Origin of the sequence: Paenibacillus sinopodophylli, from assembly GCF_005930355.1 — a bacterium.
GTDB lineage: Bacteria > Bacillota > Bacilli > Paenibacillales > Paenibacillaceae > Pristimantibacillus > Pristimantibacillus sinopodophylli.
On the sequence record NZ_VDBO01000008.1, the window covers coordinates 188,243 to 201,902 of the forward strand.

The 13,660-nt window shown below is 46.5% G+C and carries 15 protein-coding genes; 14 read left to right on the plus strand and 1 reads right to left on the minus strand.

Features of this window, described 5'->3' with window-relative positions; genetic code table 11:
• Nucleotides 1-84 precede the first annotated feature (84 nt).
• The 13 genes from sigY to FGT79_RS23075 all read left to right on the plus strand — a co-directional run bounded on the left by sigY (nt 85) and on the right by FGT79_RS23075 (nt 11,832).
• Nucleotides 85-618 carry an RNA polymerase sigma factor SigY gene (sigY, locus tag FGT79_RS23015; RefSeq protein WP_246096569.1) on the plus strand — a complete coding sequence of 178 codons (534 nt, stop codon included), beginning with the start codon at nt 85-87 and terminating at the stop codon, nt 616-618.
• A complete protein-coding gene (locus FGT79_RS23020; protein WP_138755184.1) occupies nt 605-943 on the plus strand; it encodes a YxlC family protein in 339 nt (112 codons plus the stop codon). Before sigY ends, FGT79_RS23020 begins: the two co-directional genes overlap by 14 nt.
• Nucleotides 931-1,152 carry a sigmaY antisigma factor component gene (locus tag FGT79_RS23025; RefSeq protein WP_138755185.1) on the plus strand — a complete coding sequence of 74 codons (222 nt, stop codon included), beginning with the start codon at nt 931-933 and terminating at the stop codon, nt 1,150-1,152. The genes FGT79_RS23020 and FGT79_RS23025 overlap by 13 nt, the downstream gene beginning before the upstream one ends.
• A 225-nt stretch (nt 1,153-1,377) precedes the next feature.
• Nucleotides 1,378-1,584: a PLD nuclease N-terminal domain-containing protein gene (locus tag FGT79_RS23030; RefSeq protein ID WP_138755186.1), complete on the plus strand. Its 207-nt coding sequence runs from the start codon at nt 1,378-1,380 to the stop codon at nt 1,582-1,584.
• Nucleotides 1,581-2,531, plus strand: coding sequence for an ABC transporter ATP-binding protein (locus FGT79_RS23035; protein WP_138755187.1), 951 nt, complete (start codon nt 1,581-1,583; stop codon nt 2,529-2,531). Before FGT79_RS23030 ends, FGT79_RS23035 begins: the two co-directional genes overlap by 4 nt.
• Nucleotides 2,528-3,373 carry an ABC transporter permease gene (locus FGT79_RS23040; RefSeq protein WP_138755188.1) on the plus strand — a complete coding sequence of 282 codons (846 nt, stop codon included), beginning with the start codon at nt 2,528-2,530 and terminating at the stop codon, nt 3,371-3,373. Before FGT79_RS23035 ends, FGT79_RS23040 begins: the two co-directional genes overlap by 4 nt.
• A gap of 103 nt (nt 3,374-3,476) precedes the next feature.
• Nucleotides 3,477-3,860 (plus strand): ATPase, encoded by a 384-nt coding sequence (locus tag FGT79_RS23045; protein ID WP_138755189.1) that lies wholly within the window; start codon nt 3,477-3,479, stop codon nt 3,858-3,860.
• Between the two features lie 183 nt (nt 3,861-4,043).
• On the plus strand, nt 4,044-4,331 hold the full coding sequence (gatC, locus tag FGT79_RS23050; protein ID WP_138755190.1) for an Asp-tRNA(Asn)/Glu-tRNA(Gln) amidotransferase subunit GatC: 288 nt from the start codon (nt 4,044-4,046) through the stop codon (nt 4,329-4,331).
• Between the two features lie 36 nt (nt 4,332-4,367).
• Nucleotides 4,368-5,825 carry an Asp-tRNA(Asn)/Glu-tRNA(Gln) amidotransferase subunit GatA gene (gatA, locus tag FGT79_RS23055; protein ID WP_138755191.1) on the plus strand — a complete coding sequence of 486 codons (1,458 nt, stop codon included), beginning with the start codon at nt 4,368-4,370 and terminating at the stop codon, nt 5,823-5,825.
• A gap of 36 nt (nt 5,826-5,861) precedes the next feature.
• Nucleotides 5,862-7,301 carry an Asp-tRNA(Asn)/Glu-tRNA(Gln) amidotransferase subunit GatB gene (gene gatB, locus FGT79_RS23060; protein WP_138755192.1) on the plus strand — a complete coding sequence of 480 codons (1,440 nt, stop codon included), beginning with the start codon at nt 5,862-5,864 and terminating at the stop codon, nt 7,299-7,301.
• 171 nt (nt 7,302-7,472) lie between these two features.
• Nucleotides 7,473-9,386, plus strand: a complete 1,914-nt coding sequence (locus FGT79_RS23065) for a DUF4097 family beta strand repeat-containing protein (RefSeq protein ID WP_138755193.1) — start codon at nt 7,473-7,475, stop codon at nt 9,384-9,386.
• 71 nt (nt 9,387-9,457) lie between these two features.
• Nucleotides 9,458-9,895 carry a peroxide-responsive transcriptional repressor PerR gene (perR, locus tag FGT79_RS23070; protein WP_138755194.1) on the plus strand — a complete coding sequence of 146 codons (438 nt, stop codon included), beginning with the start codon at nt 9,458-9,460 and terminating at the stop codon, nt 9,893-9,895.
• A 251-nt stretch (nt 9,896-10,146) separates the two neighbouring features.
• Nucleotides 10,147-11,832, plus strand: a complete 1,686-nt coding sequence (locus tag FGT79_RS23075; RefSeq protein ID WP_138755195.1) for a glycosyl hydrolase family 18 protein — start codon at nt 10,147-10,149, stop codon at nt 11,830-11,832.
• A gap of 87 nt (nt 11,833-11,919) precedes the next feature.
• Here the strand turns inward: FGT79_RS23075 and FGT79_RS23080 are convergent, their stop codons facing one another.
• Nucleotides 11,920-12,279, minus strand: coding sequence for a YgzB family protein (locus FGT79_RS23080; RefSeq protein ID WP_138755196.1), 360 nt, complete (start codon nt 12,277-12,279; stop codon nt 11,920-11,922).
• Nucleotides 12,280-12,432: 153 nt separating this feature from the next.
• Here FGT79_RS23080 and FGT79_RS23085 point away from each other — a divergent pair, with 153 nt between their 5' ends.
• Complete coding sequence (locus FGT79_RS23085) at nt 12,433-13,320, plus strand: nucleotidyltransferase-like protein (protein WP_246096570.1); 888 nt, start codon at nt 12,433-12,435, stop codon at nt 13,318-13,320.
• The last annotated feature ends 340 nt before the right edge of the window (nt 13,321-13,660 follow it).

The window sequence follows — 13,660 nt, forward strand, 5'->3', positions numbered from 1 at the left end:
AAAATATTTATGTTCGAGTGAACGAAACGCAATCGTCACTCGTCAAAGCTATATATCTGAATGAAGCAAGGGAGGCTGGCGCTCGTGTATGACGAGTCGAAGCTCGTAAAGCAAGCGATTCGTGGAGATTCGCGAGCGCTCTCCGAGCTGCTGCGGGAGCACTATTCTTTTTTATATCAATATTTGCTGAAAGTTACGATGAACAAGAGCCGTGCGGAGGATATCACGCAGGATACGATGCTGAAGGCTATCGAGAAAATTACTGCGTTCCAGGGGAAGTCTAAATTTTCGACTTGGCTCATTGCAATCGCATCAAGGCTCGTCATTGACCGAGTAAGGCGAAGTGAAGTGGAGCAGCACTGGCTTAAAGAAGAGCAATCGCTGCGGGCAATACGTTTTGAAACGTTGCAAAGTGGGGATGAATGGTCGGATGCCCTGCAAGCGCTGGGGCAACTGAGCAGCGATATTCGAATTCCCGTATTGCTTAAGTATTATTACGGTTATGGACAAGACGAGATTGCATCTATGCTGGACATACCAGTAGGAACGGTGAAATCAAGGCTGCACAACGGTTTGATGAAGCTGCGGAAGGAGTTAACGGAGCATGAAGAAGCGTGATGAGGAAATGGATGATCAGAAGTGGTTCAATGATCAGTTTAAAGACAAGATTACCCGGTTTGACGACTTGCATGCTCCGCTTATTCCAAGCAGTCAGCAGTTTGACGAGCTTGTTCATGCACATAAGCAGGAACGAAGCAGAAAGCTGTGGAAGGAGCTGCTGCTGTTCTGGATCACGGCATGTTTTGTTTTTGGCCTGATGCTATGGATTATTGAACGCAACTGGGTATGGTTTGCCATTCTGCAAACGATTGTTGCTGCTGGCGGTATGGTTTTCGCCAGTATGGCGTTCAGTCGAAGGAGGCAGCGCGAATGGAAGAGCTGAAGGTAATGCCGCTATGGTTTTGGGTTTTGCTTATTGTAGTGCTCATCTCGCAATCAACCTGGTTGTTTATCGATGCTCGCAAACGGGACAGCATGCCTTGGCTATGGGGGATATGGGGATTAATACAAGTGCCAATGCCCCTTGTATGTTATTTGATATTCGTTCGCAGCGGTTGGTTTAAGCGAAACAAGAACAGAGATGCGGAATAATGTCATTTAGTTTTAACTAGAATAGCGGCTAAAAGGCGAGAGTGCGAATGGTTCTGGAGAAGCGAAGCGTTCGCCTTGTTCTCCGGATTTCAACATTAAACGTATAGGATAAAGAAATTTGGAAACAACAGCAATCGGAAGAATCATTCACACGGCGGGCTCCAGTCCACAAACATGAATTGAACTTTTATTGAAACTCTTATAACGAATTAAGGAGGTTGTCGTATGAATGAACCGTTCGTATTAGCAGATCTGATACCTGTTCTTGCACCGATCTTTGTGATACAGCTCATTCTGATGATCATTGCGCTCGTACTGTGCGCGAAGGCGGAGAGGACGAGGGGGCCGAAATGGGTTTGGGTGATCGTTATTGTGCTTATCAACATATTCGGGCCGATTGCTTTCTTCATTGGGGGGAGGAGAAGTGAATGACGACACTGCTGCAGGTGATGGGCCTTAGCAAGTCGTTTGGAGCGGTCAATGCTGTCAATGGCATTCATTTCTCTATCACGGAGGGCCATTGTGCGGCGCTTCTTGGTCCGAATGGAGCAGGCAAAACGACTACGATACGAATGATTGCAGGGCTGCTTAGGCAGACAGCTGGTCAGTTGATATTTGAAGGCAAAGAGCCGGGCGGGAAGCATCGCGAGCTGATTGGCTATTTGCCGCAAACTCCATCCTTCTATAACTGGATGACGGGGCTTGAATTCGTTGTATACGCTGGACGGCTCAGCGGGCTTAGTTCTGCTGCTGCAAGAAAAAATGCTTTGGCACTGGTAGAACGTGTCGGATTAGCAGGTGCAGCCAAACGGCGTATCGGCTCCTATTCAGGAGGGATGAAGCAGCGACTGGGCCTTGCTCAAGCACTTACGCATCAGCCGAAGCTGCTTATACTGGATGAGCCAGTGTCCGCTTTGGACCCACTGGGACGCAGGGAGGTGCTCGAACTTCTACATGAATTGAAGCAGGAGACAACGATTCTCTTCTCCACGCATGTGCTGCATGATGCGGAGGAGCTCTGCGATGACGTCATTATCATGAGGAGCGGGCAAGTTGCGCTGCAGGGGCCACTTGAGGAAATACGCAGGAAGCATCGCAAGCTAACGATGGAGCTGCAAATCGAGAATGATGCGGCATCAAGGGAATGGCTGTCTTCCTATATTCATAATGTCCAACAGGAAATAGATAGTTCTAATCTGTCATGCTTGTTTGAAGCGGCAGAGCAGCACCAAGTTGGAGCTCGTTTTACGGTTAAGGATTCAGACGCAGCAAGGCGGCACTTAGTGGAGGCGCTTGCTCGCCATCAAGTAAAGGTAACAAAGCTAGAGCTCGGTCATTCCTCATTGGAGGATTTGTTTATGGAAGTGGTGAGCACATGAACGATTCGGCTAAGACACTAAACGTACATGGACGTTTCGAAGGGAGAGCAACAACGGGGTGGGTCCGTTATGTTGTCATGGTTCAGAAAGAGGTGCTGGAGCTGGCGCGAAGCTACAAGCTGCTGTGGGTACCGCTTGTGTTTATACTGCTTGGCATGATGCAGCCAGTATCAACGTATTACATGCCTGTCATATTGGAGCGAGCAGGGAGCTTGCCGGAGGGGACTGTTATTGATATTCCAATGCCGCAAGGTGCCGAGGTGCTTGCGCAGACGCTTCAGCAATTTGGGACATTGGGCGTTCTTGTTCTGGTGCTTGCCTTCATGGGTACGGTGTCAGGTGAGCGTATGAGCGGCGTGGCAGCCATAATTATGGTAAAACCTATTTCGCCACTGGCTTACATTGGTTCCAAATGGACCGCTATGCTGCTGCTTACATGGGGCTCGCTTACAGCAGGTTATTTGGGATCTTGGTATTATACAGGATTGCTAATAGGCGAGGTGCCCCTTATCGATGTATGCAGAAGCTTGTTTGTGTATGGCTTATGGCTATCCATGGTTATGGTCATTGCTCTGCTTCTCAGTACATGGCTGCGAAGTCCGGCTGCCGCGGCATTTGCTACGTTTGGCGGGGCGTTAGTTCTAACGCTGCTTGCTCATCTGTTCCCTGCATTTCTAGGTTGGACACCAGGCTCGCTCAGTGGATATGCCTATCAATTAGCAGCATCCAGTATGGAAGATTCGAAAATGCTTGGCTATGCAGTTGCTTCTACCTTGGTTGGTGCAGGGGTATGCATCAGCTTGTCTGCGGCCTTGCTGAGTAAAAGCTCGACAGACGAATAGTAGAAATGTCAGTCTATTAACTCTCTTCGATTGGACACCGCTATTATTTTTTAGTAGGATAGTAGTGAAAGAATCAGCGGCGAAGAAACGGGAGTTGAGGACGATGCTACAGCTAGGCACAAAGGTCGTCATTGTGGCTGACCAATTTGAACAAAATCTTCCTATCGGGGAACATGGTTATATAATAGCTTATGATCGGAATGCGGATAATGTATTTGATTACGTGCTGCGGGTACCTTCGGCCAATCGGAATTTCTTAATTCCGGATGAAGACGTCGAGCTTGAAGAAGTATTGATCCAAGATGAGGTGGACCGAATTGAGCGAGAGGCATTAATTGATTTCGCATTAGCTACGCATAATGAAGAATTATTTATACGCATTATGAACGGTGGGAACGAGCCCGAACCTGAATTGGACAACGCAGGCAAGGAACCGCTCAGCCCAGCAGATTTTATAAGGCAAGTTAATTTAAAAGCTTGGATTTAGCTTGAAGTCATGCCTTCAGACTGTTCTGCCTGTCACTTTGCTGACAGCAGGGCAGTCTTTTTTATAGCCAGAACAGTATTAAGATCTAACATATTTCATGTTTGTCCTTTTCATTGATGTTCGCCATGCAAGTGAGATATAATAGGAAGAATGATTACAGGAATAGGAAAGGAAGAATACCTGATGAGCATTACGCCTAAGGATGTAGAGCATGTCGCGAGACTAGCACGGCTGGATCTTTCCGATTCGGAGAAGGAGCAGTTCACGGAGCAGCTAAACGCGATACTGAAATACGCGGAGAAGCTTAATGGTCTGGATACGGATCATGTTGCGCCGACAAGCCATGTGCTGCCGATAACGAACGTTATGCGTGCAGATGAGAATCGGCCTTCGCTGCCGATCGAGAAGGTTCTGCTTAACGCCCCTGATGAAGAGGATGGACAATTTAAAGTGCCTGCGGTGCTTGAATAATACGAATGGGTTTTATTTTGAAGGGAGGAATTACTGTTGGCACTGTTTGATTTGCGCCTGCAGGATGTACATAACAAGCTTAACAATAAGGAACTTTCCGTTTCTGAGCTGGTTAGCGCATCATATGCGAGAATTGCAGAAACCGAGCCTGCTATTAAGGCTTTTATCACGTTGAATGAAGAGAATGCACGCTTGCAGGCTTCCGAGCTGGACAAGCAGTTGCAACAAGGCGGAGAGCGTGGATTGCTGTTCGGCCTGCCTGCCGGTGTGAAAGACAACATCGTTACAGAGGGTCTCCTCACGACTTGTGCAAGCCAGTTTTTGAGCAACTATGATCCCATCTATGATGCTACTGTCGTTCGCAAGTTGAAGGCTGCCCAATCGGTGACGATTGGCAAGCTGAATATGGATGAATTCGCAATGGGCGGATCGAACGAGAACTCGAGTTTCTACCCAACACGCAACCCATGGAACACGGAATACGTGCCGGGTGGCTCTAGCGGTGGATCAGCAGCATCTGTTGCGGCTGGACAAGTATACTTCTCGCTAGGTTCTGACACAGGCGGCTCGATTCGCCAGCCGGCCGCTTATTGCGGTATAGTCGGACTTAAACCTACATACGGGCTTGTGTCGCGTTTCGGACTTGTGGCTTTTGCTTCTTCTCTTGACCAAATCGGCCCACTTACGAAAAATGTAGAGGACTCCGCCTATGTGCTGCAAGCTATCGCAGGTTATGATGCAGGCGATTCTACTTCAGCTAATGTGGAAATTCCAGATTATACAGCCGCCCTTACTGGCGATGTGAAAGGCTTGCGTATCGGCGTCCCTAAGGAATACCTAGGAGCGGGTATTGATCCGCGCGTGAAGGAAGCAGTGCTTCAAGCATTAGCGGTGTATGAGTCTTTAGGTGCAACATGGGAAGAGGTTTCATTGCCGCATACCGAGTATGCGATTGCGACCTATTATTTGCTTGCTTCCTCAGAAGCTTCCTCGAACCTAGCCCGTTTCGACGGCGTACGCTACGGCGTTCGTGCCGAGAACCCGGAAAACTTGATCGATCTATACAAGAAATCCCGCAGCGAAGGCTTTGGTGCAGAAGTGAAGCGCCGTATCATGCTAGGTACATATGCGTTAAGCTCAGGCTACTATGATGCGTATTATTTGAAAGCTCAAAAAGTGCGGACGCTCATTAAGCAGGATTTCGACCAAGTGTTTGACCAATATGATCTCATTATTGGACCTACGGCTCCGACACCAGCCTTCCGAATTGGAGAGCAAGTCGGTGATCCATTAACGATGTATTTAAACGATATTTGCACCATTCCAGTCAGCTTGGCAGGCGTTCCTGCAATCAGTGTGCCTTGTGGAACAGCTGACGGCTTGCCGATCGGCCTGCAAATTATCGGGAAAGCGTTCGACGAATCGACGGTGCTGCGCGCCGCTCATGCGTTCGAGCAGCATACGGAGCATCATAAACAACGTCCGCAGCTATAAGCGGTCATATATACGTTTACGAAGGGATCGATACGAATGTCTGAACCGAACCAATACGAAACGGTTGTTGGGCTGGAAGTCCATGTGGAACTGCATACGAATAGCAAAATCTTTTGCGGATGCTCCACGGCTTTCGGCGCACCACCGAATACCCATACTTGTCCCATCTGTTTGGGACATCCCGGCGTACTGCCGGTATTGAACCGCCAAGCGGTAGATTATGCTATGAAAGCTGCTATGGCGCTTAACTGTCAAATTGCTGATATTAGCAAGTTCGACCGCAAAAACTACTTTTACCCGGATTCTCCAAAAGCTTATCAAATCTCACAGTTTGATCAGCCAATTGGCGAGCACGGTTGGATTGATATTGAAGTAAACGGCGAAACGAAGCGGATTGGCATTACTAGGCTTCATCTTGAAGAGGATGCGGGCAAGCTTACGCACGTAGATGGCGGTTATGCTTCGCTTGTTGACTTCAACCGTGTAGGTACGCCTCTTATCGAGATCGTCTCGGAGCCGGATATTCGCACACCAGAAGAAGCTAAAGCTTACTTGGAGAAAATTAAGGCGATTATGCAATACTGTGATGTTTCTGATGTGAAAATGGAAGAAGGCAGCCTGCGCTGTGATGCTAACATCAGTCTTCGTCCATACGGACAGAAAGAATTCGGCACGCGAGCAGAGCTCAAGAACATGAACTCCTTCCGCGGTGTACAGCGTGGACTTGAATATGAACAATTCCGTCAAGCTGAAATTCTTGATGGAGGCGGCGTCGTTATTCAAGAGACGCGTCGTTTCGATGATGCGCTCGGCAAATCCTTCTCCATGCGCGGCAAGGAAGAAGCACATGACTATCGCTACTTCCCGGATCCGGATCTCGTTCAGCTTCATATTAGTGAAGAGTGGAAGCAAAGTGTACGTGCAACCATTCCTGAATTGCCAGACGCACGCAAAGCTAGATACACGTCGGAGTACAGCTTGCCGTCTTATGATGCGGATGTAATCACATCATCTAAGAAGCTTGCCGATTTCTTCGAGGAAAGCCTTTCTTACACGAAGGATGCCAAAGCCATATCGAACTGGATTATGGGCGATCTGCTTGGATACCTGAATGCGAACGGGCAGGAAATTACAGATGTGAAAATGACAGGGCAGGGCTTGGGTGAAATGATCGGCTTGCTTGAGAGCGGCACGATCAATGGGAAAATCGCCAAAACCGTGTTCAAAGCTATGCTTGAATCAGGCAAATTGCCGCAGCAGATCGTTGAGGAGCAAGGCCTTGTGCAAATTAGCGATGAAGGCGCGGTTCTTGTCATTGTGGATCAAATTATTGAAGCGAATCCGCAATCGGTTGAAGATTATCGAGCTGGCAAGGATAAAGCGATTGGATTCTTGGTCGGCCAGATCATGAAAGCTTCCAAAGGGAAAGCGAATCCTGCACTTGCCAACAAGCTGCTGATTGAGCGATTGAAATAAAGCTATTTGTACGAAAAGACGCGGATCATCAGATGATGATCCGCGTTTTTCTTTTGGAACGCTGATCGACGGATTGAAGTTGTACGCTCCTAATCATGTATACACTTATGTTACAATAGCGTTTATAGAAAAGTCGGAATTGTATATGGAACGCATTTGGAGGGTCTACGCTTGGGTAAGCTCAGAATAAAACGGGTAAAGAATAGAATGCTCACGGTATTATTTGCATTTGCGATGCCTGGGGCGGGACATATGTATACGGGTCAGCATCCGAAGGGGCTCCTGCTTATCGCTGCGTTTTGGCTGGATCTGACTGCAATGGTACGGTTGGCCGATTCTGATGGTGGGAGACATCTGCTCCTCATCGTTTATTTGGGAATCATGCTTCCAATCTTCTACTTCATAAGCGTATTCGACTCCCTGCAAAGTGCAGATGCCGAGGATCACAAGCCGATTTCATTCAATCTCCTGCATGGTATATTATTATTGGCTGCCGGAATGATAATGCTTGTACTGGTAAAGCCGCCTCATGCCATATTGCCTTGGATGAACGAGCTTGCTGAGTTATGCGTCGGTCCATTGATTATGGCGGCATCGATTATGCTGCTGATACGTTCGCGGAAAGGATCGGTATCTATGTTTAAGCTTGGACGATTTACGGCTGCGGCAATTGTATTGACGGTGGGAGCGCTGCTCTTGCTGGATCAGCTTAACGGCCGAAATGATATTTCTCTACTTGGACAATGGTGGCCGATCATATTTATCTTAATAGGGGTCGAAGTTATTTTATTCAGCTTGAAGTTCAAAGGTGCGGAGAAGAAACTTAAGCTTGATGTTGCAGGCGGAGCGATCGCGCTTGTCATTACACTTACAGCGTATGTCGTAACCCAGTATGCAGATCTTCCCTTCCGCTGGCTTGACCAATTCAATGTCGATTTGAACGGTGTCGCAGATTATGGTGAAGAGAAGGGCTTCCGCTATGATAAAGCCATTATTAAAGTACCGCTGGATGAAGCTGCTACGCTCATTCGCATATCTAATCCCAATGGACAGGTGACGGTTCGTACAGGTGATGTTCAAGAGATTGAGGTTGTCACTGCGCTATGGATCGATGTTACCGAAAAAACGGAAGCGGATGCTATTGCGGAGCAATCCATCGTTAAAGTGAATCCGGGCAAAGAGGTAATATTAGAAGCAAAAGGTCAGCCTTATGGTGCTAATGGCAGCAGGAAACCACGGATGAATCTGGTCATTACAGTGCCAATGTCATTGTCAGATCAAGTACAGGTTGCGGAGGAGCCGATTGCAACCGAGAAGCCTTTGCCAACGGACCTAGAAGAAACCACGGAATTGCCCGTAACAGCAAATACAACAGATACAACGAATACAGCGGATAATGAAGAGATTATACAAACACCTGAAATAACAGAAGAGCCGACATCTGAACCAACAGAGGAACCAAAGCCTGCTTTGAATCTGAAAGTAGAAGCAGATAATGGCTCTGTTGAAATTATGAAGCTGTCGCTGCCAGGCGGTCTCGATATTCGAAGCAACAGCGATATCGTGTCTGTGAGCAACATTGTAGGTTCAGTTTCCGTCAAAGGGAATAACGGGGGAATTACCGTGAGTGACATTACGGGCGATGCTATTCTTGAAACGAAGAACGGGATGATTACTGCATCGAATATAACAGGGAAGATATATGCCAATACGCTCAATGGAAACCTAGAGATCAAGCAGGTTGAGGGCAATATTGAGGCAGAAACGAAGAATGGGAAAATTCGAATGGACGGCGCGGGCTCGTCTGTAAAAGCAGATACGCTTAACGGCAATATAGAGCTGAGCAGCGCTGTGGTAGGCGGGGAATGGGATATAGACAGCTCTGTTGGCGAAGTGAAGCTCGTCATGCCGGGAGATGGACATTTTCGTCTTTATGGATCGGTAACTTTCGGTAATATTACAACGGACCTACCGCTTGAAGTGAGCAAAAAAACCGTTAGAGGCACTATAGGCGAAGGAACTTATCGAATCCAAATTAATGCGACAAACAGCATTGCGATTAGGCAATTTGGGCTATCCCAATAGGTAGCGTTCATTGACAAACGATTAAATAAGAACGTACAATAGTTTTAACTACTTTGAAGGGCGTGAGGGGAATGGGAGCCAGCAGCGTTAACTTAGCACTTGAGCAACTGAAGATGAATGGCGTCCGTATGACCCCGCAGCGTCACGCCATATTAAGCTATTTGATGGGCTCGATGACCCATCCTACAGCAGATGAAATTTATAAAGCGCTCTCTCCAATTTATCCGAGTATGAGCGTAGCTACCATATATAACAATCTGCGTTTATTTGTAGAAGCTGGATTAGTGCGTGAACTGACGTATGGCGATGACTCAAGCCGTTTTGATTCGGACTTATCAGATCATTATCATGCTATTTGCAAACATTGCGGTTCAATCGTCGATTTTGATTATCCGCCGCTGCTCGAGGTTGAACGTGCCGCTTCACGTGTAACGGGATTTGTAGTGGAGGGCCACCGAATGGAAATATACGGGATATGCTCGACCTGCAATACCACATCATCGAAATAATGGCGTTAAGCCACTAAAACAACGTGCCGTGAAGCGACTTAACGCTAATCTGCACGTTTTTTATTAAAATATAAGAATTTATAAGTTTTTCAATTTTTAAATTCTTATATTTCACCGTCAAAGCTACTTTAGCGTCTAAGGACGCCGAAGGCGTTTTTGTTTGGGATGGTCTTTGGCGTAACAGTATTCAGGAGAGTGATGACTTGGAAACGATATATAACCGATCTCCGCGAAGAAGAGGTAGCGGGGGAATGCGGGTTATAATTTTTATATTTTTGGTAGGCGTATTGGTCGTGTTTGGTTGGTATGGATATATGCGCTTTATCCCGAATTCAGAGCAGAAAGATCCTGTATACGAAGCGAAGTATCCGATTCTTATCCACGGGGTTGAAGCAGAGCAAGGAGCAATTATTGAGAATAATGAAGTAAAGCTGCCTCTTTCCGTTCTTGAACAAGTTCTTGGTGCGGACAAGCCTATCCGATATGAACCGGACACCGGCTCTATTGTTCTAACAACGGCTGACAAGGTGCTTCATCTGAAAACAGACTCATTGACAGCTACAATTAATCAGAAGCCATACAATTTAACGATTACTGCAGAAACCCAAAACGATACCGTCTATATTCCTGCAGATCCGTTAGCCCTGCTATACGGATTACAGGTTGAATATATGCAAGAAACAGGTACAGTTACGTTATTGTCAGAGGGTGAATCGATTCAGCTCGGTGAGGCTGCAGGTGATAAAGACGCTGCGATTCGTACTGAGGCCACGATACGTGCCCCTTTTATCCATAAGGTGCCTGAGGGTCAGCCTCTGCGAATTTGGAAAGAACAGGATGGCTGGCTGCTTGTTCAAAGTGCGAATGGATGGACGGGCTATGTAAACAAAACGAGCATAAAGTTGACCCAAATTGATCAGATTCCTTCAAAAGAACAAGCAGCTCCCTTTATAGCCTGGAAGGTGCTTGGCAACAAAATTAATATGACATGGGAAGCAGTCTATGAACGCAAAATCGACACGACTAAAATCTCAGCGATGCAGGGATTGAACGTCGTAAGCCCAACATGGTTTTCGCTGGCGGATGATAAAGGAACGATTAAAGGCAAAGCAGATACTACTTACATCAAGTGGGCTCATAACCAAGGATTGCAAATTTGGGCACTGTTCAGTAATGATTTTGAGCCTGACCGAACAACCAAAGCATTAGCTTCAGCGGAGACGCGGTTCTCGATGATCCAGCAGCTCATTGGTTTTGCTCAGGTGTATGGCTTGCAAGGTATTAATTTGGATTTTGAGAATGTACACACGTCCGATAAAGCGAATTTCGTACAATTTGTTAGAGAGCTTACGCCGCTGCTTCACGAGCAAGGCTTGGTGGTGTCGGTTGATGTTACGCCCAAATCTAACAGCGAGATGTGGTCATTATTTTTAGACCGCGCTGCTCTTGGCGGAATTGTGGATTATATGATGGTCATGGCTTATGACGAGCATTGGGCGTCAAGTCCGAAATCAGGCTCGGTTGCTTCGCTTCCTTGGACAGAGAACTCGCTCGTTCGGATCATGGAAGAGGACGGCGTTCCATCCAATAAGCTGATACTGAGTATGCCTCTGTATACACGCATATGGACAGAGAAGAAAGGTGACGATGGGAAAGTCGAGGTTTCTTCGAAGGCTGTTGGCATGGAGCGGGTGAAAGAGATTATAAAGGAAAAGAAATTAAAGCCTGTGTTTGACGCAGCGGCCGGACAGAATTACGTGGAATATACGGAGGAGGGCAATCGAACTCGCATATGGATTGAAGATGAGGTTTCCATTAAAGCGCGAGTTGCACTCGTGCGCAAATACGACTTGGCTGGTGTGGCCACATGGCAGCGAGCCTTCCAAACACCTCCGATTTGGAAAACCATTGATGATGCTATTAAGCTAAAGCCATAATAAATACGCTTATATATGAAAAGCGCCGCCTTTCCTGTGTGCACAAGGAAGGCGGCGCTTTTACGTCGTGTTGCACAATTGCAATGGCTAAACCTGCTGTTCGGTAGGATTATGCGTAGCTTGTGCAGGATCAAGTGTCAGCATCGTTCTGCAATACATACACCTATCGGTTTTGCCAAGAATCTTAGTAGGACGATTGCATTCCGGACATTGCAGCATGGTTGCACTTGTAGACATCATCCCGGCCCAGAAATATACAGCAACACTAATAAGCAAGGAGATCATGCCGATAACCATAAATATAGCGGCAATGATTTTGCCTGCCTGTCCCCAAAAGACGATGCCGGCAGTACCGAGAATCATGACACCCATACCGACTAACGTAAAGACAAGCCCCCAAAGACGGAATTCATTGATCTTAGCAGACTTGAAAAAAAACTTTTTCATGCGTTCAAACCCTTCCTATAACGAATGACTTTTATTTTGAGTCTGTTTTCTGAGTTAGGAAGCAGGAATGTGCCTCTAACCTGTCGAAAAAGAATAAAACTATAGAATATTATTATAGCTTAATAAAATGTGATTAGCTATATGGAGGAACCGGTGGAACATATAAAAGCGCATATCGCAAACAGCTATCAGGACGAACCTGATGTTATCGGATTAGCTGTCATTGAAAATCCTTATCCTTATAACCCGTTAATCGACGGATTAGATTCGTTAGTACTTGTTGTCGTTCATGAGGATCGTGCCCGCAATGAAACGGAACATATTCAGGTTGGCGGCAAACGAGTAATGATTCGGACGATCGATTCGAAAGGCCTGACTGAATGGTTGTCGGGCGGAGAAAACCGAAATATTATTGAGTGGCTAGTTCGGGGGGAGATCTTGGTGGATCGCGACGGCTATTTAAGCAATGTTCGTGAACGGCTGCTGCAATTCCCTAATTCAATGAGGGAGCAGAAACAGTTCACGGAGTTTGCCGGTTTTTTGAGAACGTACTTGCAAGCGAAGCAAGATTTACTCGATGGCAATTTGCTTGATGCCTATAGTCATATACTGACGGCGCTTAATCATTGGGCACATATTGTACTTATAGAAGAAGGAAGGCATCCAGAACTAACGGTTTGGAAGCAGCTCAGGCGCGTGCACCCCGGCATATATAAGCTCTATGAGGAATTAACAGTAAGTCCGGAGACGCTTGAACAACGCGTTCAGCTAGTGATGCTCGGCTGCGAGTTTTCAGTAATGACGAAGATGAAAACAAGCTGCGTGCTGCTATTCTCTATTTTGAAAAGTCGCGAAGAACCTTGGAGCATCGCTGAGCTTCAATCTCATCCGTCTATTCATGTACTGCATGTCGATTTGTCGCTCATATTGCAAAAGTTAGTGATGCGAGAGTATATTCGCGAAGTAGCTGTTATGCACGAGCTTGGAGATGTTGGAGCGCTCGAACTACGTTATATGATGAATGACAACGAGCTTGTATAAGTAAAAGCGTATGATAAGCCGTGAATTAGAGCGCTTATCGTGCGCTTTTTGTATTTCTGAATGTAAACCTGAAAACATGCTTGACTTAGAGTCTGATCAGATGATATATTAGTACTCGCCGCTTTTGCAGGACACTTTATAACTTAACCGACAGATTGAAAAAAATGTCGAATAACGAAAAAAAGTACTTGCAAAGAGATAGGCTAATGTGATATATTATAAAAGTCGCCGATACGAAATACACCGGTTGACACGAAAAGAAACTTGCTCTTTGAAAACTGAACAACGAGTAATAACTGCCTCGCAAATCCTTCGGGATAAGCGAAAAAGCGATAAAAAA